The following is a 22,927-nucleotide window of genomic DNA, read 5'->3' as shown; positions in this document are numbered from 1 at the left end:
ATAGTCTAAATGATTTCTAAGTTCAATGTGATTTTTCCTAATAACGTTTTCCTTTTTTCAAGTGTCTTTTCTAGACAAACAAACAGCACCTATAAAGATGCTGTTTGTATTTTATCTATGCTGGTCTAACATAATTGGATTACCATCAGGATCAAGAATGATGAAATTACCAGGACCTTCAGTAGTTTCATCTACCTCATCGATAAACTCAACCCCCTTAGCCTTGAGTTCTTTTTGCCATTCTCTTACGTCTTTAAAGGGATTTACTTCCTCAGCTTGATCGTTCCATCCTGGATTGAATGTCATGATGTTTCTTTCAAACATGCCTTCAAATAAGCCGATGGTGACATCACCATTTTTTAGGATTAACCACTTCTGTTCGATGTCACCATGAAACTTCTCAAATCCTAATAACTCGTAAAAGGCCTTTGACGCTTTAATATCTTTAACTGTTAAACTTAATGAAAATGCTCCTAACATAAAATACTCCTTTCAAAGTATTTTATATCCCAAAATCTTTATTTTACGCAAGAAATCGGTACAAAGATATCCATATAGGTCACACCGTCGATTTCAACGACTTCTTCAAGGCAATCTAACTTGTCATCTCTAGCAAGAATCTCTTCTACATTAGATTCCAACCAGGCAACCATAGACTTCCAACCATTAGGAATCTTGACCATTGCATCTTCAAAGGGATTGGTAATTCTTAAAGAAGCATACTTATAGGCAGGAATCTCTTTAATAACAAACTCACCTAAATCTGCATCCGTCTCCTCATCAAGCACCAACCAAAACTCATAACCCCTAGAACCCTTTTCCAACTCCTCTTCTGTCACTGGCGAATCAAAGCCAAAGAAGCGACTTGATTTAACACCATGTTTTTCTTTCCACGATTGCATAAGACCAATAATCTCTTCTTCTGGTTCATGAGATACTCTTTTACCGCTCACAACCCTTATAGGACCAATGTTTTCATATCTTACATCACTTAAATAATCTTTCACCATCTTTATCCACTCCTCATCTGGTAGTTTAATATCATAGACGGACAGCCTCTTATATTCGGCTACTTGAACATTTCTAAAACAGGAAGGTGACTTACCAAAATAGGCCGTAAAAGCTCTTGCATAAGCTTTTTCTGAGCCATAGCCATATTTAAAGGCAATATCTATGACTCTCAAGTCTGTTTGCAAGTCAGATAAAGATCTTTCTAGCCTTCTCTTTCTGACATAAGCCATAATGGTCATACCTGTGTATACCTTAAAAATATGGTGCAAATAAAACTTGGAATAGCCTATTTTATCCGCCACTATATCAACAGATAATTTTTCTTCTAAATGTTCTTCAACAAAGTCTACAACCGATTCTATGTATTTTTTTATATTCATCTTAACCTCTCTCTTCCGGAATTATCTTAATCATACCATATGTAAGAAAGATGACAGGACAAAAAATGCTGTTAACTTAATGTTTAGATAAAAAATGACCGGGTATGCTTTTAATATAAGGAGGCGGTTAAATGAGTCAAAAGAACCACAACACATGTCGTATGCATGATAAGGCAAGAGCGATGATTAAGGAAACATCAAGAGACAAGTTCATTGATGAAAAGAAGGAAATGGAACATGAGTTAAGCCATAACAAAGAGACCCTCACAAAACTGTTAAATGATCACTATACCTACAAAACCACTTCTCGAAACAGAGGGCAATACGTTGTTAAATTCCAGCACCCAACAACACATAAGATGGCTAAGCTGAACTTTAACTACGAACCAAATTACAAAGCTTTAGAAAACATATGGCAACAAGAACAATAATTCTAGGTAGCGAAAGCTACCTATTTTCATGCACGCAAAAAGGACGATGACTCGTCCTTTTGCATTATAGGGTTATTCTAAATTTTTCATCATTGAAATAAATGATGCTTGTACCAATTCATAAGCTTCCTCAACAGTTGCAGGTTTAACTGCAGACCATGAAAGCATACCACTTTCCCATGTGCCCCATACATTATCCCATTCTGGAATCATAGGACGCGGAAGTGCATTTTCATAAGATTCTATTACTGATGCAATAACTTTCTTATCAAGTTCATCTAAGTCCATCTCAAGATAATCATCTGAAGATACATTCGGTAAGATCTTACCTGTAGCCTTAAAGAAGTCACCAGCATATTCGGGATTGATCAGTTCTTTGATCAGTTCCTCAGCTAAAAACATTTTTTCGTCTTCACCTTCAAGTCTTATGTTGGCTCCTAAAGCCCAACCCGACTGCCAGTGAGACAAAGGCTTTCCATTAACCACAACAGATCCAATTGGCAAGACTTCAATGTCTGCACCACCATTTGTCTTTTCAATAAGAGATGGTGTCGCCCAAGGACCGTCTAATCTTAAAGATGTTTGGCCACCTGTCACAAAAGAAGCATCTAAATAACCAAAGGCTGCAGTATTATCCCAAAGATCCGTTTTCATCTGTTCATGTGCTTTATAATAGTTAAATAAAGATGTGAACAATTCTTGTTGGTCTTCTCTTAAGTCAGAAAAGTCTTTGGTCAAGTCTGAATAAAAACCTTCTTCGTTTTTATCTAAAAACTCTAAACCAACCGTATTTGTATAAGCAACACCAAACCAGCCATTATAAACAACTGCAAGCATATCTTCAGGACTTAAATCATTAAATTCAACTGGACCTGAAATATCAATGCCATGTGCTTGACTATTTGCTGTATTTACAAACATGATCAGCGTTTCTATATTCATAGGAAATCCTAAGTATCTGTCATCAATCTTAAGGTTACCACCTACAGATGAATCGTAATCCTCATAACCACCAACTTCACCGGCAATTCTTTTTGCATCAATTGGAGCCAGTTGATCAGATGAATCCATCTTTACAACGCCATCAAATACATATGAAAATACATCTGCAACATCAGGATTCATTGGATCCGTAGAGTTAAGAACATCTAGATGATCAAACACACCTGATTCAATGATTGTTATCTTTGCATCTGGATACTTAACCAATACTCTTTCAATGGCCTTTTCGTAATGCGGTACCCACTCTGTTTCAGCTTGTACTGTAATTTCAGCACTAATAGTTTCACTATCTCCTGAACCACTGCTTTCACCTTGACAAGCAATCATGGTAAACATCAAACATACTGTTAGAATCAAACATAGTAATTTTTTCACTTTTTCCTCCTCGCTTTTTAATAACAAACTAAGTCTAACAAATTAACTATGTTTTCTCTTCTACTTTTTTATGATGACATGATACTTTTTTAAGAAAAAAACACTACTGTCTAGTAGCGTTTCTGTATTGAGAAGGCGTCATGCCTATCAGTTTCTTAAATTGTCTGTTAAAATTGGCTGAGTTTTTGAAGCCACAGTTGTGTGAGATACATAAAACAGTATCATCACTTGTAGTCAGGTCTTCCATGGCCTTTTCAATACGTTTTCGAATGACATAGACCTTAGGGGAAACACCATTTAACTTCTTAAAAAAAGAAGAGAAATAAGTTGGTGTCATATAAGCCATTTTAGAAAGTTCATCTAAAGAGATTTCCTCAGTAAAATGAAATTCAATGTAATCAAGCACATCATCAATGACTTTCATTTCGTGTTTTTTAAAACTCTTAGATTCATTACTTTGGTCGTAGTTTTTAGCCCTTAACATCAAAGCCAGGATATTGAGAATCTTTACCTTGACCATCAAACTGTATTCTGGCAACTTATTTTCAAACTCATTGTTTAGGTCTATTATCAAATCTCTAATCATCTTTACTTCCAAAGAATCACCAGAGAACTTATGGTTAAAGTCATCCTCTCTGTCATTGAATATCTTTAAAAAGCGTCTAGAAAAGTTGTCATCATTCCATATAAACCTTGGCTCAAAGTGGATGACCACATTGACCATTTGTTCATCTTCTTTTAAAACAATCCCATGCTCTTCTACATTGTTGATAACAAATATGTCTCCCATCGTAAAAGGATATACTTTACCATTTATATAGTACATGCCAGAACCAGACTCAACCATAGATATCTCAAGACTTGAATGAAAGTGTCTGATCTGGTGTAGATCTCTCTTACCTTTTATTTTATGTATTTCATATCTGACTTTTAAATCAGAATCAACAAATAGTTTTTCATCATTGATAACGTCCATCATGGACCTAATTTTACATTTCTCCATATAATCCCCCGTCCCAAGTATAGCACATGTTTTTGGGCTAAAGAAAGGAGATGATTACTCATCTCCTAGTCCTCGTCTTCATCATAGTATTTTTTCCAGTTTCTCCATCTTTTCCAATGTTTCCATCTACTCCATTTATTATCATTATCGTCGTCGTCATCATCGTCGTCGTCATCGTCGTCATCATCATCGCCGTCATCGTCGTTCCTATCATACCACGATTTGTAACGATTATAGTAATCACTCTCTTTGACGCTTGTTCCAACAACAATTTCATCCTCATTTAAATCAATGTCAAATATAACATACGATACATGATGTGGCCCCTTAATTGTTTGATTTAGCTTTTCATCTCTAAGATTAAAATCATGCTCATCTTCTTCATAAACAAACCTGACAGTGACCTTTCTCTGGTACATAAATTTATAGATAGGATATGGTAACTTCAACTCAAAGTCCTCATCATCCACATCAACCAAGATGACATTATCTTGATTAGATCCCCACTTGAAAGCTCTCACAATTGGACCATATGAGTTAGACATGAAATCTATTTCATCGTCGTCATAATCAAAGTAATCTCTTAACAAGTGAAGCCTACAAGATCGCTTACTAGTGTAATACCAGTTATCATCATCAGAATCATCTCTTGTGACATAAAGCTTGTAAGTTTTATACACTTCCTCATATTTGCTTTGAATAATAATTTTATTCAAACCAACTTCTAAATCCATGGTAGTCGTATAGTAAGCACTTCCACTACTTACAAACATATCTACATCATCATTTTCTTCGAGCACTTCGTCATTAATGACAACATCAACATCTGCATCAACTACTATGGTTAAAGTTACCGTCTCTTTATCATAATCAACCTTTTCCTTATAAATAAAGTCAGTTTGATCAAAATCAAAGTCATCAATGTTAGCTTGAATATCCTCAATTAAAACTGGTCTTCTTAAGTGCACTGTATATGGCATTTCAGAATCTGCTTCAAGTGAAACTTCAATTGAAGTTGTACCAATATCAGTATCAATCCACTCACCTTCATAAGGCTGACCATTTAAGTAGAGTGTTGAATTATTGAGTATGTCGTAAGACATTTTAACTTTCTCTACATCATAAGGTATCATGACTTCATATTCATAAATTCCAGCTAAGAACTCCGGTGATACATTTGTGAATTTGTAATCTACTTCATCTTCATCAGGATCACTGTCATATTTAAATGATAAATCTGTAATGGCGTCATCTCTTACAATATCTAATGAATATACTAAGTTTAAATCATCTTCTTCTGTTTCAACGTCATTCTCTAAAATCATAGACAATTCTAGTTCATTAACTCCAACTTCGAGATTTTCAAGGTCCCAAGTATAAAGTGAGAAAGCCATTTCATCATCTTCACCTTCATTCATGACAAGCGTAGTAGGTTCAGGTGTTACGAGGTCGGTGCCGAATTTTAGGGTAATAACCGCCAACGAATCAGCATCAACTTGTGCGGAAATTGATGCTTCATCTTCATCGTAAGCAATAGTTCCTGTGTAATCGAGCAAATTACCAGCAAACTCAGGTGTTAACTCGACATCTCCCTCGTTAACCTGAATGGATTCTAGAGTAGCCACATAAAGGTCTACTTTGTATGTTGAAACATTGGTGTAGTCACCAGGTATTTCTGGATCTTCACCAGTTAAAACATCTACATAAATTTCGAACTCATTGTGATGAAGACCTAAATCGATATCTTCTTCATCAGTTAAATCATTCAAATCAAAACTAAAGATCTTTTCGTCTAATGTAAACTCATTATCAAACTCGTCTAAATAGACTCGTACAAGTTGAGGATCTTCTAACTCAACATTTATTGTTACAGGACCTTTTAGAGAATAAAGATCTAGTAAACTAAAGTATTCCCCCTCAGACATATCGAAATCAGGGCTCAGTACAGCACTACCAAATTCAGGTTCTACAGTCATGTTTTCAATAATTACCGGTTTAGAGATATTAAAATCATAGATAATAGAATCTTGGTCTCCTTCGGTCACAATCATCTGAACCAAAAGTTCATCTAGTACATTTAGACCACTTAGATCAACTGTATAATCGTCATCAGAAAGTTCTTGAACTGTTTCTCCTACCTTAAACTCAACCAAATAATTTTCTGGCAGGTCATCTGCAGAAGCAAAAACAGGTGTGAAAACAATCTCATCAAGATCAAAATCCAGACCAATTTCATAACTCTGGTCATTCATTGTAAAAGCCTCATCTAACTCACCAGGCGAAACACTCATGCCAATAATCGTTTCTTGAAGTGGTGTTTCCTCACCATATACAAGACTAGCAGGTACAATGAGTATTAGAACCATAATAAAACTTAATATTCTTCTTCTCATATAAATCACAATCTCCCTTCATCAACTCGCATAATATACAACTTAAAATGGATTTTTAGGGCCCTTTTTTTAAATTTGACAAAAAAAATAACTATATTAAAATTAAATTAAGAGGAGGTTACAATGAAACTTGAACATATCGCAATTTGGACCAATCAGTTAGATGTTATGAAAGCCTTTTATTGCAAGTATTTCAATGGTATTTCTGGCCAAAAATACTCCAACGAGGTTAAGCACTTTGAATCTTATTTTATTTCATTTGATTCAGGTGCTAGAGTAGAACTCATGACCAAAATGAACTTAGAAAAATCTTTCATGCCTGCAGTCGGTATTGCACACCTTGCATTTTCGGTAGGAAGTAAAGAAGAAGTAGACCGTTTAACAGAAGTTATTAAGAGAGATGGTTACCAAACTACTCAACCTAGGACAACTGGCGATGGTTATTATGAATCAACTATAAAGGATCCCGATGGTAACATTATTGAAATTACCATATAAAAAAATCGGTGAAATCACCGATTTATTATTTTGCCATAATACAAGGCATCATAGTATTTATTATCAATGTAATATTGGTCTTTAAGAAGTCCTTCTCTATCAAAGCCATTCTTTTCAAGCACCTTGCCAGAAGCCATGTTGCCAGAAACAACTCTTGCACAAACCTTATGAAAGTCTGTTTCCTTCTCAATATAGTCCATCATTAAAGAAACAGCTTCTGTCATCAAACCTTTATGCCAGAAATCTCTATGCATGACATAACCAATCTCTAAGTTTTTAGCCTCGTAAGAGAAGTTAAACAACATAACCGTTCCAATATGTCTACCGTCAAATACCATAGAAGCATACTCGTGGGTTTTGTTTTTTTCATTCTCAAAAAGCTTGTTTAAATAATCTTTGGTCTCTTCTAACTCTTTAGTGAGAGGCCATCCAATAAATCTAGAAACATCTTCATCAGAAACATAGGTGTGCATATCATTAAGAATATCTTCAGAAAGTGGCTCGAATATCAATCGTTTACTTCTTAAAGTTCTCCAATCCATTATCTACTCATTTCTTTTCTATATTTTTTAAGCATTTCTAACATTTCATCTTTTTTATCAAGTAAGGAACTCATTTCATTGTAAATAAGACCGTCATGTCTATCACCTTTTTCAACAAAGTACATAGATAAGCCACCGAGGCCAACGTGGGTACCTACAGATACACCCATTTGCATGATATAGATATCACCTTTAAATTGCGTTTCATTTTGAAGCTTAGCTTTCATTGTTTCAGCAACAGATTTATCTGATGTGTAACCGATGATGATAAAATCTGTAAGGACAATATCCACACGCTTTTTATACTCATCCACATAGTGTTTAAAGACTTTTTTACTGCCTCTTACTTTGGCAACAATGGCACCCTTACCATTTCTCATCGACATAACAGGCTTAACTTTTAAAACCTTACCAATCATAGCCGAAACTTCTGTTAAACGACCACTCTTGATTAAGTTATCTAAGTCATCTACTGATAAAAAGTGCTTAATATTAGTCTTGTAAGTTTCATTGAAATCTATAAGTTCATTAAAAGTAGCACCACGTTCTCTTAACATAGCTGATTTTAAAATCAAATAACCAGAACCATGGCTCATACACTTAGAATCAACCACATGAACCTTAACTTGATCTCCATACTTTTCATCGAAGTATTCTTTCGCGATAACTGCTGATTGATAAGAGCCACTTGTACCACTTGACATGCATATACAAAGTATTTCATTATGACCACTATTGTGGGCATCCTCATATAAGTTTATAAACTCTGTAGGACTTGGCATAGCTGTTGTTGGTAGTTCAGGCAATGCCCCTAACATACCATAAAACTCCTCTGGTTGAATATCCACTCTATCTTTATATACTTTATCACCAATCTTAATTGTTAAAGGTGCAATACCTATCTCATATTTTTCTAATATTTCATCCGATAAATCACATGTTGAATCTGCTAATATTTTAATCATAAAATCCTCCTATATTAAAGATACACAGAAATCTAAGCAATAACAACTGTTTTTATTTTTTATTAAGATACCTATTTTTTCCTATCACTAATCACTATCCAAGACATTTCTTTTCTGATATAATAGATAAGTTAAAGAAAGGACGTATTATGACATTTCAAGAACTAGGCATTAAGGGGCACTTAATCGATGCACTTAAGGCTAATTATATTGTAGAACCAACACCTGTACAGGCCAGGACTATTCCTCTTTTACTTGAGGATAATCATGTTATAGCAGAAGCTGAAACTGGTACAGGAAAAACATTGGCGTTTTTACTACCTATCCTACAAAAAATGACACCATCAAGTGATATTCAAGCTTTGATTCTGGCACCCACCAGAGAACTGGCTATTCAAATTACTGAAGAAATAAACAAACTGGCTACTGAATATAAAGTTCTATCTATCTTCGGTGGAAAAGACATTCAAGGTCAGTTAAAGAAGCTTAACAAAGAAGTTGATATCGTGGTAGCAACACCTGGTAGATTGATTGACCATATAAAAAGAAAAACAATCAACTTAAAAAAACTCAGATTTTTTGTACTAGATGAAGTAGACCAGCTTCTAGACATGGGCTTTAGAGATGATATCATCACCATTCAGAGTGTGTGTTCTAAAAGCATGCAGGTTATCGGTTATTCAGCGACAATCTCTGCTTCTGTAAAAAAACTTTCTTACAGAATTACAGAGTCACCAGTCTTTGTTTCAGCTAAAGAAGCAGATATACCTTTAGATCAAATTGAGCAACACGTGGTGATCACAAGACCAAGAAAAAAACTAGAAGACTTAGAAAGTGTATTGACTTCTGAAAATGCCTTTATGGGCATCATCTTCTGTCGAACTAGACGTCGTGTTGATAATCTAGAAGAAGCATTACACCAAGCCGGCTATAATGTTGCTAAACTCCATGGTGGTATGCCTCAGTCTAAGAGACAAAAGGCTATTAAAGGCTTTAAAGCTTTAAAGATTCAATATCTTGTTGCTACGGAAGTAGCGTCTAGAGGTTTAGATGTTACAGGTATCACCCATGTATTTAACTATGATATACCTGAAACTGTGGAGAGCTACATTCACAGAATCGGTAGAACCGGTCGATCTAAAGACAAGGGTAAGACCTTCTTATTTGTTAATGAAGAGGAACAAGATATGTTAAAAACCATAGAAGAAACCTTAAAACTTGAAATACCAAGGTATGAAAAAAGAAGCTAAAAAAGCTTCTTTTTTACATCTCTATATAAATTCAGCCAATCCTTTAACTCTATGGCAAAACTTGTATCTTGAGTTTCAAGATAGCTTGTCGGTACAGAAATATGCCTTAAATCTATTTTTTCTATCTGAAGACATTTAAATAACTCTTCCATTAAAATCCCTTTATTAGACAAGGAACACGTAGGACTTTCATCAATGCCGATTAAACCAACAATCTCATAACCAACTTGTCTATAGGCTTTTAATTGTATCATGATCGTAGACAGTAAGTCTTTACATAAGTCTCTATAGGCTTTTGTATCATATGCTTCTTTTGACATAGGCGGTCTCTTAAGACCTAGGTGAATAAGCTCAGGACAAGGCAGTTGTAAAATCCCAATATTTTCATTGTTTATAACATCTACAATCGTCTTATAAGCTCCCTTTGCTCTAGCAAGTGGTTTTACAACACTATTTTGATTTAAAATGCAGTGGGATACTAAAACAATGCGTTTACCTCTTTCCATTATGCTGCCTTATCTTTTTTCATATTCAGTAAATCACCTGGCATTCTCGTGATAAGCACTGCAACCAAAATACAGCTGATGACCTTATCGATGATGTTGCCAGTAATTCTCGGAATAAATGCAGATGCAAATACTGTTTGGCCAGTGGCTCTTAACCATGCAAATAATAAGTCTGTTCCACCACCTGTTAAACCACCAAACATAAATACGGCTATTGGCGTGCCAATGAGTGGTGCAACAACAGATAAAATCAAACCTGTAATCACTGCCGTCTTAATATCGAACTTAAATCTCTTAGCAATAAGTCCAACTACTATTGCAACTGTAATGTTAACAAGTGCAAATGGAATTTCAGTAGGCCCTACCAAGACCCCATTCACAAGGTTTGTTAAGCCTCCAGTAATCGCTCCCGCTAGTGGACCAAATACCGCTGCAATGAAAATCGTACCAACTGTATCTAAAAACAGTAGTGGAATACCCAAAGTTTTTACAACAAGGCTTAGAGCTATGTTAATCACGATACCTGTTGCAATAAAAGTCATTAATCTCGTTTTATTCATAAATAATCCCTCCCATAAAAAGTATATGGAGGCATCAATCATTTGTCTAATGGAAAAAATTTATAGTTGTACTTAAAACTATTTAGAATCTGAATCCATCAATCAATGTACTGATCTTTGATTTCAAGAAACTTTTCTTCTAATGCTAAAAATGCATCTACTACATCAGGATCAAAGTGGACACCCCTCCCCTTTAAAATGATGTCCTTGGCATGCTCATGAGAAAATGCAGGCTTGTAGACCCTTTCTGTTGTTAAGGCATCATAGACGTCCGCTAAAGCCATAATCCGTCCACTGATTGGGATGTTAGAGCCCTTTAAGCCTCTTGGATAACCAGACCCATCCCACTTTTCATGATGGGTATAGGCGATCTCACCTGCAAACTTTATAAAGAGTTCACCTGGTAAGTCTTCTTCTAAAGCAGCAATGGCATTTTTACCATGAAGGGCATGTTCTTTCATCACATTGAACTCCTCAATAGACAAAGGACCAGGCTTTCTTAAAATAGAATCTGGTATGGCTATCTTACCAATATCATGTAGAGGTGCTGATTTAAACAAGGCCTCTATAACCGGTTGAGACAACTCATCTGCATAAAAAGGATCCTTGCTTAAATACTCAGCTAGAGATAATAGATAGTGCTGAGTACGCTGTATATGGGCACCTGTTTCAGGATCTCTAAACTCCGCCAGTCTGCCCATGGCCTTAATAATAACATCCTTGGTGATTTCAATTTTTATGGTTCTTTCTAATACCAGTTCTTCAAGCCTGTCTTGATACTTCTTGGCCTGCATGATATTCTGAACCCTTGACTTAACAATCATTGGATTAAAAGGCTTCTTAACATAATCTACGGCACCAAGATCTATACCATACTTTTCATCATGGTCATCACTAAGTGCTGTCAAAAACACGACTGGAATCCGCTTGCTTAAGCTGCTTTCCTTTAAACGTTTGCAAACCTCATAGCCATCTAAGCCTGGCATCATGACATCAAGTAAAATCAAATCTGGTTGGTTGTGTTTGACAAGGTCTAAGGCCCTATTGCCTTCGAGGGCCACCATCAGTTTGTATTCGTCTGACAAAACATCCACTAGAATATCAATATTTTCTTCTGTATCATCCACGATTAGAATTGTCTGTCTCATCATTTCTCCAATCTCTTCAACATATTTTCCAAACTAAGCTCTGCATAATCATACTGGTAACGTCTGATCTGCGATGTCATTTCCTTATAGCTATTAAGCAAATCATTTTCCACATGAAAGCTTTCTAGCTGATTTAAAAGATCAGACACCTCATTTATGCTACCATTTCTTAAAGGTACTTGAAGACTCGTCAGAAGCTCTTTAACTTTATCAAAATCTTTTTCTTTGTCAAAGATTTCCTGGTCAAATGAAATAGCCTTTATCCTACTTACCAGTAGTTTAAGCTTTTGGTCTGTTTCCTCTAACTTAGCCTTATAACCTCTTTTTCTATAGTTAACAAAATCCTCTAAAGTCTCTAAGTCTTCCTTCAAAAGACTGGCACCTAAAGAGCCTAATACACCCTTTAGAGCGTGGAGCAAATTGGCCTCCTCACCAGTTCTATCTCGAATAGCCTCTTTAACCTTTAATAAATCATCGCCATGATTGTCTGAGAACTTCTTAAGAAGGCTCTTATACAAGTCCATATTGTTATTACAGTAAGTCAGTCCCAGGCCAACATCTATGTCTTCTATATAAAGGTCTGGCATTTTCTTATCCATCCACTTATAAACAGATCTTAAAAGACTGGCTTGTTCTATAGGCTTAAGAATAAAATCATTCATACCATCATTGATGGTCATCATCTTCATTTCTTTTCTAGCATCAGCAGAAATAGCCAGTATAGGTATATGGTCATATTTAGACTGTTTTCTTAAGGTTCTCGCACAGGTGTGACCATCCATAACAGGCATCTGTAAATCCATAAGTATCATACCGCATGGTTCACCTGATTCCAAATAATCCACCGCCTCTTGACCATTAGAAACACCAACTGTGATGATGCCTTGACTGGTCAAATTTTCTTCAATAATCTGCTGATTGATTTCATTGTCTTCAACGACTAAAACCACATAATGAGAAGCTGTAACATCCTTAGAAACAAAGATATCTTTTACTGCCTCTTCTTTTGCAACTTCAAGATTCACAGTAAAGGAAAAGCATGACCCCTGATTCAAAGTAGACTCTGCACTGATTTGGCCTCCAAAGAGAGAAACCAATTGTTTACAAATGGACAAGCCAAGACCAGTGCCACCGTACCTGCGAGTAATAGAAGAATCACCTTGTTCAAAAGAATCAAAGAGCTTATCCACAAGACTACTGGCTATGCCAACACCGGTATCAATCACATCAAATTGAAGCATAATAAGCTCATCATTGTTCATGTCGCTGTAAACACGGTCTACAAGCACCTTTACAGAGCCTCTTTCTGTAAACTTGATGGCATTGCTGATTAAATTAATAAGAATCTGACTGAGCCTGTGAGGATCGCCTTTTAAGGCTAGCGGTACGCCTTTTTTTATGTCTATTTCAAATGATAAATTTTTATTCTGAGCCTTGTCGTTCATCATCCCATATATATGATTCATAACATCTTTCATGTTGAAAACCAAATGCTCTAAAGTCATCTTACCCGCTTCAACTTTTGAAACGTCTAGAATATCATTTAAAAGGGATAAGAGATGTTTGCCGGAATCATTGATTTTGGTCAAATAATCCTTCTGCTTATCAGAAAGCTGGGTCTGGAGCGCCAGATGAGACAAGCCTATAACAGCATTCATAGGGGTTCTAATTTCATGACTCATATTGGCAAGAAAATCTGATTTGGCCCTTGATGCTTCTTCGGCCTCTTTTTGAGCCTTCAACCTTTCTTTTGTTTCCATATTGATGGTAATCAAATCTGTGATGGCTCTTAAAAAACTGATTTCATCAGGCTTCCACATCCGATCTTTTTTAACAGAGTCAGCAATAGCAACACCAACAACCTCCCCCCTAAACCAAATAGGTAAGTGAAGAGAAGATTGAAACGTAAGGACCTGGAGAAACTCAGCTATCTTTTTATAAAGGGTTGTTTCCATAGAAGAAATTGTAATCTGTGTACCAGATAAAATGGCCTCAAAGTACTCAACAAAGTCTTTTTTATGCAACTCACACGAGCCCGAAAAATCTACGCCTGGAAAGTACCTTTCCTGACATCTTAGTACAACATTCATTTCCTCAAATAAGGCTATAGAACAGCCTGACACATCAAGACCATCCACAACAGCTTTTGAAATGATCCCCAAGCTAGGACTGGTATTTTCAAACATCGATTCTGTGGTTAAAGCCTTATTTTGTGTCAAACTCTGCAAGATCCACTGCTGCCTTGTCAGACGTTTATTCCTATTTATGATTTCCTGGTCATTTTCATAATACTTACCACCCAAACTAGGTTGAATGACAGCCAGTTTCTTTTTGAGCTCTTCTTCTATAACAGGCATCAAAATGTAATCAGAGACACCAAGGTCTATATACTGTTTGACCTTTCTTCTGGTCAATGTTTTACACATGACAAGAACAGGACATCCTTTAGAAAGTATCTCCTGACCTACACTTAACATCTCTTTTTCTGTAATAAGTATCACATCATTTTTTTCTATATTTAAGTCATCTGAAAAGCAGTAGTTTACATCCATACTTTTCAAGATGTCATCTAGGTTTTCTGACCAGTAGTTATACACAAGAAGTCTATTCATATTATCACCTGGTGTCTTTATACCCACAAAAAAGATAAAATAGCAGATTTTTCAATCTGCTATTCTTTGTATAATTTATTTGATATGTAAGTCATACACTCCATTAGATTTTTTAAAGTTTCTTCATCCAAATGATCATGACTGGTTTGGACATTTTTCATGACCTGAAAGAAACATGCATCCAACTTTTGCTTACCTTTTCGAGTAATATGATAGACTCTTTTTCTTTTATCTTTATCATAAGGCTTAGCTTCTATGTATCTCTGTTCATGTAAAGATTTGATGACCTTTCTGCCTTTGTAGTGACTAAGATATAAGTCTTTAACAATGTCATCAAACAAGTGGCCTTTAAAGAAATATAAGTATTCTAGAACACCATATTCGTGTTGAGAGATGCCTTCAGGTTGAAAGTTCTCTGTAATTTCAAAAGCAGCCCTTTGTACATCAGAGATAAACTGAAAATATACTTGATTGAATGAATCTCTAATCATCTTAACCTCCAAATGAATCAAATACCATCTTTAGAACAAGTGCAAATGAGACAAGTACAAAGACTGGTTTAATAAATTTTGCACCCTTGTTAACAGCTAATGAAGCCCCAACTTTAGCACCTAACATCATAGAAAATGCCATCGGCACACCATAAACAAAGTAGATTTTTCCATTGATTAAAAAGAGTACTAGAGCTGTAAAGTTGCTTGTAAAATTCATAAACTTGGCATTGGCAGAAGCATGCTTAAAATCCATGCCAAAAATACCAATCAAACCAAAAATAATAAAAGAGCCAGTGCCAGGTCCAAAGAAACCATCGTAAAAACCAAGCGTGACTGCTAGGAGCATACCAAGAATGATCTTCTTTCTACTGATGCTTTCAAACTTATGATGCAGACCAAGTTCCTTATTAACCAGGGTATAAACTCCTATTATAAGGACCATAACAATCACAAGATTCTTTAGAAAATCTGCTTCCATTTGAAGTACTGCCCATACACCAACCGCAGAACCTACAAGTGACAGGGGTAAAAAGTATTTTAATAATTTTAAATCTACAACACCACTTTTATAGTAATGGTAAGCTGATGAAATTGTCCCCATAGATGATGCAAACTTATTGGTTCCTAAAGCCAAATGAGATGGCATACCCGTTGCAAATAAGGCTGGAATGGTTATAAGTCCGCCACCGCCCACAATGGCATCTACCATTGCACCTAAAAAACCTGCTAAGCAGATCAATAATATTTTTATAATCATAAGACCTCCAACAGGCCTATTATAACACATAGACTGAAAAATGTGTCATCAAATATTATGATGTCATCTTATAAAAGATAAAGCCCGTTAAAAGTCCTAAGGATAATTCTGAAACAATGAACCACCACTTCTTTTTTTCTAGAAGAGACTGCTTGACAGCATCTAACAAAAGTAAAAGTGTCATGAATAATAGCATATTATCATGAATAACTTGCCAAAAGAAATAACCATATACATAATACAAAAGGCCAAGAAGGCAAATGACCTTAATCCCATCAATTACTTTAATAATGACCTTAACCATCTATAAACCCTATACCACAGGACGGGCATGTAGCATCTGCTTCAGTAACTGAACTACCGCAAGCAGGACATGAGAGTGCAGACTCTGTCTGACTAGACTTAATCTCATGACCGTCTATTTCTATGACTCTTAAAGACTTTGAATTGAACCATTTGATGATGCCGTAATCATCACATACAGCAAGCATGCCTACTGACCCTTCTTCTTCATGCGGATCTAAATTGCCCCATAAAATACCGGGTCTTGATGATTTGTACATACCGAATCCTGTGCCTAATAAATAAAACTCCTCATATGTTTTTACATGTCTAACCTTAATCATAAGCTCTCCTTATCACTTGAAACTATAATTAGAGTTTACATGAAAACAAATTTTATGTATATAAAAACCGCAACTTACGCTGCGGTTAAAATTAAAATTTTTCTGCAAAGTGACATGCCACAAAGTGACCATCCTTCATTTCACGTAAATCAGGAGATTTCACCTTACAAATTTCTTGTCTATGTCTACATCTAGCTTCGAATCTACAGCCGTCTGGTGGATTTATAGGCGATGGCACATCACCATCTAAAATAATACGTTCTCTTTCCACACCAAACTTTGCAACTGGAATAGCAGATAATAGAGCCTGCGAGTATGGATGCTTAGGCGATTTGAAGATCTCTTTATAAGGGGCAAGTTCTACAATCTTACCTAGATACATCACTGCAATTCTATCAGACACATGCTTAACAACACTTAGGTTATGGGCAATAAACAAATAAGTTAAACCCAGTTCATTTTGAAGTTTCTTTAAAAGGTTAAGAATCTGAGCTTGGATACAAACATCAAGTGCTGATACAGGCTCATCCATAACAATAAACTCTGGGTTTAAGGCAAGCGCTCTTGCAATACCTACACGTTGTCTTCTACCGCCATCCAGCTCATGTGGATAGGCATTGTAAAGACGGTCTGCGAGGCCAACAATCTCCATAAGTTCTTTGATTCTAGCTTCTAAATCTCTAGGATTCTTATATACCTTGTTAACTCTTAAAGGTTCGGCAATGATATCAGCTACTGTCCATCTTGGATTCAGACAAGAATACGGATCTTGGAATACAATTTGAACATTCTTTCTAAGGTTTTTCATATCCTTAGCTGAATAAGCAAGTATATCGTCTCCCTTGAAGACAACTTCACCTTCTGTAGCTTCTAGAAGCCTGATCAAAAGCCTACCTGTCGTTGATTTACCACAGCCAGACTCCCCTACTAGACCAAGCGTCTCTCCTTTTAGGATATCAAAGCTGATATCATCAACGGCATGAAGCAAACCATTTTTTGTTTTAAAGTGTTTCTTAAGATTTTTTACTTGTACGAGTTTTTCCATTATTCCTGACCTCCTTCAAATAAGAAGCATGATACCTGATGTCCTGCTTTCACATCATAAGTACCTGGTGTCTTTTGGCTACAAACCGGCATAGCATTTGGACATCTAGGATGGAAAGAACAACCCGTCGGTAAATCTGTTGGATCTGGCGGCATACCATCAATTACATGTAGAAACTCTGATTCATCCTCTAAGTCAGGAATTGACTGGAACAAACCTAAAGTATATGGGTGTTTAGGATTTTCATAGAGTTCCTGAATCGATGCATACTCTACTATAGAACCTGCATAAATAACAGCAACATCATCACAAATTTCTGCAACAACACCCAAATCATGTGTGATCATAATTGTTGCTGTATTAAACTCGTGCTTTAACTCTTTCATCAGCTCAAGTACCTGAGCTTGAATCGTCACGTCAAGGGCTGTCGTCGGCTCATCTGCAATAATCAGCTTTGGATTACAAGCAAGTGCAATGGCAATAACCACACGTTGTCTCATACCACCTGAGAATTGGTGAGGATACTCACCCTTTCTACCTGCAGGAATCCCTACTTTTTCAAGCATTTCTCCAGCTAAAACAGAAGCCTGCTCTTTATCTACATCTTTGTGGAGTAAAATCATCTCAGCAATTTGGTCACCTACTGTAACCAAAGGATTGAGTGAAGTCATTGGATCCTGGAAAATCATTGCGATCTTACCACCACGTACATCTCTCATTTCATCTTCACTAGCGTTTAAAAGGTCTTGACCTTCAAACAATACTTGGCCTGAAGTTACTTCACCTGGTGGATTAGGAATCAGACGCATAACACCTAGTGCAGTCGTTGTTTTTCCTGCTCCTGTTTCACCAACAAAACCAAGCGTTCTACCTTCATCCACTTGTAAGTTTAAGTTGTTAACGGCCTTAACATCACCATTGTCACTTCTATATTTAATTGATAAGTCTTTTATTTGTAATAACATTGGATCCTCCTAATTCTTTAACTTTGGATCTAGGGCATCACGAAGACCGTCACCTAAGAAGTTAAGTGCTAGAATTGTCACCATAATCGCAAGACCTGGGAACAATGTTAAGTAAGAGTAGTCTCTGATATAAGTACGACCACTAGATAACATAGCACCCCACTCTGGTTGTGGTGGCTTTATTCCTAAACCGATAAAACTTAAAGATGCAGCTGTTAATATTGCAAATGCCACACCAAGTGTAGCCTGTACAATTACAGGACTGATACAGTTTGGAATAACATGTTTTATGATAATCGAGAAGTCACTTGAACCAACTGATTTAGAAGCTTCAATGTACTCAATGTTTCTAATCGATAAAGTGGATGCTCTAACAAGTCTTGCATAACCAGGAATAGACGAAATACCTACGGCTATCATCAGATTGACAAGACCTGGCCCTAGAGATGCTGCAATGGATATGGCCAGAAGTATAGATGGAATCGCCAATAAAACATCCATACACCTCATGATGATATTGTCTAGTCTACCGCCAAAGTAACCTGCTATAGCCCCTAAAAGACCACCAATCACAACCGATATACTCACAGCTAAAAAACCAACCATCAATGATACTCTTGCACCATATATCATACGGCTCATCACATCACGACCCTTAAGGTCTGTACCAAACCAGTGCTCTGCATTTGGCTTCATTAAACTCTTATCAAGGTTTTGCTCATCATAGCCATACGGTGCTATCCATGGGGCAAATGCCGCAATAAGAATAAGAAAAGCTAATATCACAAGACCAGCCATAGCCATCTTGTTTCTTCTTAGTCTCTTAAAAATCTCTTTCCCTTTAGATTGTCTTTTGGGACGTGTATTATTTTTACTCATAGTCCCTCCTACTTATACTGTGCTTTGATTCTAGGATCTACATATGCATAAAGTAGATCTACCAATAAGTTTACAATACTGAATGCTAAAGCTGTAAATAATACACCACCTTGTACTACAGGGTAGTTACGCATTTTTATTGCTTCAACCATTAATCGACCAACACCATTTATAGAGAAGATAACTTCTGTTAAAATAGCACCGCCTAGTAAATAACCAAACTGAGTACCAATAACTGTGATAATAGGAATTAATGCATTCTTAAGTGCATGGAAACCAATTACAACAGATTCCTTTTGGCCCTTAGCCCTAACCGTTCTAATATAATCTTGTCTTACTACCTCTAACATACTAGAGCGTGTCATTCTCGTAATGATGGCTATTGCTTGTGCAGATAATGCGATTGCTGGTAGCACCATGTATTTAAAACTGTAAAAGCCTGATGGTGGGAACCATCCAAGTTTTACTGAGAACGTTAAAATCAAAATAAGTCCTAACCAGAATACTGGCATAGAAATACCAACCAGTGCTAAAAACATAATGACTGAATCTAATAATGAATACTGTTTGACGGCCGATATGATACCAAAGGGTATCCCTATGACCACAGCAATAATCATGGACAGTATGGTTAATAACAAAGTTGATGGGAAAACATTTAGGATTTCCTGTACAACTGGTCTTTTTGTTGTATATGATCTGCCCAAGTCTCCCTTAAATACAGCGTTGTATAAATAACGTCCGTATTGAACGAGAAATGGGTCATTTAAGCCTTCTTCTTCTCTAAACTTTTGTACTGCTTCTTCACTTGCTTGCTCGCCAAGTGCCATTCTAGCTGGATCACCAGGTGTGATGTATAGCATGGTAAATACGACAAAAGATACACCTAAAATTACAGGTAAGAGAAATAACAAACGCTTGAGTATATATTTATGCATGTGTCACCTCCATATAAGCACTCAGTAAATCTAAGCACTTATGTTAATATGGTTTCATAACAATTAGAGTAAGATTTTACCTACTCAATCGATTCTATTAGTCTAAAAAATAGAAAGAGAAAACTGCCAAGAGACAGTTTCTCTTCAATTTATTACTTTACGTTGAATATAATGTGAGTACCTAATGGACTCGGTCTGAAACCTTCTAAACCAGCTTTTAAACCAACAGTTTCTTCACCATTGTATAAGAATACCCATGGAGATTCTTCATAGATTTTCTCTTGAACATCAAAGTATAATTGTTGACGCTCATCACCATCTTCAAGTAAACGACCTTTTTCTAACATAGCATCTACTTCTTCGTTAGAGTAGAATGAGAAGTTGTTGGTACCCATGTTTGAAGTGTGGAATAATGGGAATAAACCAAAGTCAGGGTCTGGAGCTGACATAGTCCAACCTACTAAGTATAAGTCGATTTCACCATTCTTAAGTGCTTCGTAGTAAGTTGACCACTCAAACACCTTAACTTCTACATTGATACCAATTTCTTTTAATTGGTTTTGGATAATCTCTGACATGTTGATTCTTACTGTCTTATCATTTAACCATAATGTTGTATCGAAACCATCTGGGTAACCAGCTTCAGCTAATAAAGCCTTTGCTTCTTCGATGTTTTGCTCTTTTGCTTTTAAGTCTGTGTTGTAGTATTTAGCTGATGGTGAAATAGGACCAGTCGCTTGTGTACCAACACCACGAAGTACTGTAGATACAATTTTATCTACTGTTAATGCTTTAGAAATAGCTTGTCTTACTCTTACATCAGCTAAAGGACCTTTTTGACAGTTAAAGCCCATGTACTGTGTATTTAAGTTTGTTGATCTAGCCATTTTTAAGTCTGGATTTTCTTCAATTCTAGTGATATCGTCAGCGCTTACACCGTAAATGATATCTACATTACCTGCTTCTAATTCAATTGTTCTAGAAGTTTCTTCTGGAATTGCTCTGAATACAACTTCTTCATAAGCAGGCTTAACTGCTCTGTGATCATCAAATCTTTCAAGAACGATTCTGTCACCCTTAGCCCACTCCTTGAACTTGTAAGGACCTGAACCTACTGGATTTTGAGCATAGTCTTCGCCAGCTTCTGTAACAGCTTTCTCGTTAAGGATTGTACCACCTGGAACATGCGTTAAGTATGTTAAGAATACTGTAAATGGCTTCTTAAGCTTAATTACGATTGTGTAGTCATCTTCGATTACAAAACCTTCTGGATCAATTTCACCAACAACATGTGATACAGCAGAACCTTCGATGTTCATAGCTCTTAATAATGAGAACTTAACATCTGAAGCTTTTAACTCTTCACCATTGTGGAACTTAACACCCTTCTTTAAGTGGAATCTGTAAGATAAGTCATCTACCTTTTCCCAAGATTCAGCCAATTGACCTACTAACTCACCATTTTCATCAAGTGTTAATAAGTTTTCATACATGTTGATGAATACGTTGTTTGATGGTAAGTCATTTGTTAGATGCGGATCCATTGACTTAGCGTCTGCTGGTGTCGCTACAGTTAATACCTTCTTTTCTTCAGCTGCACCTGCACCTGAGTCTGATCCACATCCTACAAATAAAGTTGCCACTAGTGCAACAGCCAATAACATTGCAAGAATTTTCTTCATTTTTCTTCCCCCTTATATCTTGTTCTATTTCTTAAGAACCGCTTCCATAAGCGCTTCAAAAAGACTTTTCATTTTTACATCTGTCGATGCCATCATTTCCGGATGCCACTGGACACCAAGTACAAATGGATAATCATTATGCTCAATCGCTTCAACCACACCATCATCTGCTTTTGCTGTAATAACAAGACCTTCTCCTAAATCTTTAACAGCTAAATGATGAAAAGAATTTGTTTTGACTCTTTTATCACCCATAATGTTAAAAAGCTTTGATGACGTATCAACACTCACTTCATGTGTTGCTAGAGAAGGATCATGATATTGATCATGTTTTAACTGGCTATCTGGTACATAGTCTAAATCTTGATACAATGTACCTCCAAGTGCCACATTAAGAATTTGCATGCCTCTACAAATACCTAGTAAAGGTAACTTCTTTTCAAGAGCTGTTTCAATCAGCAATCTATCAAAGACATCTCTTTCTGGTAAAGTATGACCTATCTTTTGAAGTGGTTGTTCTCCATAAGCCAAAGGCGACACATCATGTCCACCTGATAATACCAAGCCATCAATCAAGTCTAAGTAGCCTTTTACGATTTCTGGGTCAGTAGTTAATGGCAATAGAAGTGGTACACCACCTGCTAAGATAACCGACTTGACATAGTCTTCGTTAACATAGGTTCTACGGTAACCTGGAAATCTACCACTTTCCAAAATGGTAATAGATCCTGAAATACCGATAACAGGTTTTTTCATTTTTATCCCTCCGCTATTTTATTTCGTAATCCTATTATGCAAAAGACGTGCCAACTTTTTTCAACTGTTAATATTTTTTCATATTTGTCCAAATATCAATAGGTTCATG

24 protein-coding genes are annotated in these 22,927 nt (G+C 36.3%); 3 read left to right on the top strand and 21 right to left on the bottom strand.

The window, feature by feature from the left end:
* Positions 1–111: 111 nt before the first annotated feature.
* Positions 112–480, bottom strand: coding sequence for a VOC family protein (locus EZV73_RS04785; protein WP_240838822.1), 369 nt, complete (start codon positions 478–480; stop codon positions 112–114).
* A 38-nt stretch (positions 481–518) separates the two neighbouring features.
* Entirely contained in the window at positions 519–1,391 is an 873-nt protein-coding gene (locus EZV73_RS04780) for a helix-turn-helix domain-containing protein (protein ID WP_240838819.1), read from the bottom strand.
* 131 nt (positions 1,392–1,522) lie between these two features.
* On the opposite strand from EZV73_RS04780, the gene EZV73_RS04775 reads away from it, so the two are divergent.
* Complete coding sequence (locus tag EZV73_RS04775) at positions 1,523–1,822, top strand: hypothetical protein (protein WP_240838817.1); 300 nt, start codon at positions 1,523–1,525, stop codon at positions 1,820–1,822.
* Between the two features lie 72 nt (positions 1,823–1,894).
* Here the strand turns inward: EZV73_RS04775 and EZV73_RS04770 are convergent, their stop codons facing one another.
* The 3 genes from EZV73_RS04770 to EZV73_RS04760 all read right to left on the bottom strand — a co-directional run bounded on the left by EZV73_RS04770 (position 1,895) and on the right by EZV73_RS04760 (position 6,595).
* On the bottom strand, positions 1,895–3,199 hold the full coding sequence (locus EZV73_RS04770; RefSeq protein WP_240838815.1) for an extracellular solute-binding protein: 1,305 nt from the start codon (positions 3,197–3,199) through the stop codon (positions 1,895–1,897).
* A 103-nt stretch (positions 3,200–3,302) separates the two neighbouring features.
* Entirely contained in the window at positions 3,303–4,202 is a 900-nt protein-coding gene (locus EZV73_RS04765) for an AraC family transcriptional regulator (protein ID WP_240838813.1), read from the bottom strand.
* Between the two features lie 65 nt (positions 4,203–4,267).
* Entirely contained in the window at positions 4,268–6,595 is a 2,328-nt protein-coding gene (locus EZV73_RS04760) for a cadherin-like beta sandwich domain-containing protein (RefSeq protein WP_240838811.1), read from the bottom strand.
* Between the two features lie 123 nt (positions 6,596–6,718).
* On the opposite strand from EZV73_RS04760, the gene EZV73_RS04755 reads away from it, so the two are divergent.
* A complete protein-coding gene (locus tag EZV73_RS04755; RefSeq protein ID WP_240838809.1) occupies positions 6,719–7,093 on the top strand; it encodes a VOC family protein in 375 nt (124 codons plus the stop codon).
* A gap of 14 nt (positions 7,094–7,107) precedes the next feature.
* Here EZV73_RS04755 and EZV73_RS04750 read toward each other — a convergent pair whose 3' ends face one another.
* Positions 7,108–7,635, bottom strand: a complete 528-nt coding sequence (locus EZV73_RS04750; RefSeq protein WP_240838807.1) for a GNAT family N-acetyltransferase — start codon at positions 7,633–7,635, stop codon at positions 7,108–7,110.
* Positions 7,635–8,600 carry a DegV family protein gene (locus tag EZV73_RS04745; protein WP_240838805.1) on the bottom strand — a complete coding sequence of 322 codons (966 nt, stop codon included), beginning with the start codon at positions 8,598–8,600 and terminating at the stop codon, positions 7,635–7,637. The genes EZV73_RS04750 and EZV73_RS04745 overlap by 1 nt, the downstream gene beginning before the upstream one ends.
* A 149-nt stretch (positions 8,601–8,749) precedes the next feature.
* Between EZV73_RS04745 and EZV73_RS04740 the strand changes: the two genes are divergently transcribed.
* Positions 8,750–9,850, top strand: coding sequence for a DEAD/DEAH box helicase (locus EZV73_RS04740; RefSeq protein ID WP_240838803.1), 1,101 nt, complete (start codon positions 8,750–8,752; stop codon positions 9,848–9,850).
* On the opposite strand, the gene EZV73_RS04735 is transcribed toward EZV73_RS04740, so the two are convergent.
* The 14 genes from EZV73_RS04735 to EZV73_RS04670 all read right to left on the bottom strand — a co-directional run bounded on the left by EZV73_RS04735 (position 9,847) and on the right by EZV73_RS04670 (position 22,818).
* Positions 9,847–10,356, bottom strand: a complete 510-nt coding sequence (locus tag EZV73_RS04735) for a CD3072 family TudS-related putative desulfidase (protein WP_240838801.1) — start codon at positions 10,354–10,356, stop codon at positions 9,847–9,849. The genes EZV73_RS04740 and EZV73_RS04735 overlap by 4 nt on opposite strands.
* Entirely contained in the window at positions 10,356–10,916 is a 561-nt protein-coding gene (locus tag EZV73_RS04730; RefSeq protein WP_240838799.1) for a CD3073 family putative ECF transporter S component, read from the bottom strand. The genes EZV73_RS04735 and EZV73_RS04730 overlap by 1 nt, the downstream gene beginning before the upstream one ends.
* A 98-nt stretch (positions 10,917–11,014) precedes the next feature.
* Complete coding sequence (locus EZV73_RS04725; RefSeq protein ID WP_240838797.1) at positions 11,015–12,064, bottom strand: HD domain-containing phosphohydrolase; 1,050 nt, start codon at positions 12,062–12,064, stop codon at positions 11,015–11,017.
* Complete coding sequence (locus EZV73_RS04720) at positions 12,064–14,676, bottom strand: ATP-binding protein (RefSeq protein ID WP_240838795.1); 2,613 nt, start codon at positions 14,674–14,676, stop codon at positions 12,064–12,066. Before EZV73_RS04720 ends, EZV73_RS04725 begins: the two co-directional genes overlap by 1 nt.
* Before the next feature lie 59 nt (positions 14,677–14,735).
* On the bottom strand, positions 14,736–15,167 hold the full coding sequence (locus EZV73_RS04715) for a MarR family winged helix-turn-helix transcriptional regulator (protein ID WP_240838793.1): 432 nt from the start codon (positions 15,165–15,167) through the stop codon (positions 14,736–14,738).
* Between the two features lies 1 nt (position 15,168).
* Positions 15,169–15,927, bottom strand: coding sequence for a TSUP family transporter (locus EZV73_RS04710; protein WP_240838791.1), 759 nt, complete (start codon positions 15,925–15,927; stop codon positions 15,169–15,171).
* Between the two features lie 55 nt (positions 15,928–15,982).
* On the bottom strand, positions 15,983–16,231 hold the full coding sequence (locus tag EZV73_RS04705) for a hypothetical protein (protein WP_240838789.1): 249 nt from the start codon (positions 16,229–16,231) through the stop codon (positions 15,983–15,985).
* Entirely contained in the window at positions 16,224–16,553 is a 330-nt protein-coding gene (locus EZV73_RS04700; protein ID WP_240838787.1) for a hypothetical protein, read from the bottom strand. The genes EZV73_RS04705 and EZV73_RS04700 overlap by 8 nt, the downstream gene beginning before the upstream one ends.
* A 91-nt stretch (positions 16,554–16,644) precedes the next feature.
* A complete protein-coding gene (locus EZV73_RS04695) occupies positions 16,645–17,598 on the bottom strand; it encodes an ABC transporter ATP-binding protein (RefSeq protein ID WP_255812829.1) in 954 nt (317 codons plus the stop codon).
* A complete protein-coding gene (locus tag EZV73_RS04690; protein ID WP_240838785.1) occupies positions 17,598–18,563 on the bottom strand; it encodes an ABC transporter ATP-binding protein in 966 nt (321 codons plus the stop codon). Before EZV73_RS04690 ends, EZV73_RS04695 begins: the two co-directional genes overlap by 1 nt.
* A gap of 9 nt (positions 18,564–18,572) precedes the next feature.
* Complete coding sequence (locus EZV73_RS04685; RefSeq protein WP_240838783.1) at positions 18,573–19,442, bottom strand: ABC transporter permease; 870 nt, start codon at positions 19,440–19,442, stop codon at positions 18,573–18,575.
* Between the two features lie 8 nt (positions 19,443–19,450).
* A complete protein-coding gene (gene nikB, locus EZV73_RS04680) occupies positions 19,451–20,380 on the bottom strand; it encodes a nickel ABC transporter permease (RefSeq protein WP_240838781.1) in 930 nt (309 codons plus the stop codon).
* Positions 20,381–20,532: 152 nt separating this feature from the next.
* Positions 20,533–22,062 carry an ABC transporter substrate-binding protein gene (locus EZV73_RS04675; RefSeq protein WP_240838779.1) on the bottom strand — a complete coding sequence of 510 codons (1,530 nt, stop codon included), beginning with the start codon at positions 22,060–22,062 and terminating at the stop codon, positions 20,533–20,535.
* Between the two features lie 24 nt (positions 22,063–22,086).
* The gene (locus EZV73_RS04670; RefSeq protein WP_240838777.1) at positions 22,087–22,818 is read right to left on the bottom strand and encodes a gamma-glutamyl-gamma-aminobutyrate hydrolase family protein; all 732 of its coding nucleotides are present in this window, start codon (positions 22,816–22,818) and stop codon (positions 22,087–22,089) included.
* Positions 22,819–22,927 lie beyond the last annotated feature (109 nt).

Origin of the sequence: Acidaminobacter sp. JC074, from assembly GCF_022496765.1 — a bacterium.
Taxonomy (GTDB): Bacteria; Bacillota; Clostridia; order Peptostreptococcales; family Acidaminobacteraceae; genus JABXKX01.
The sequence above is the reverse complement of the archived record's forward strand: the minus strand, read 5'-3'. Positions and strand labels throughout refer to the sequence as shown.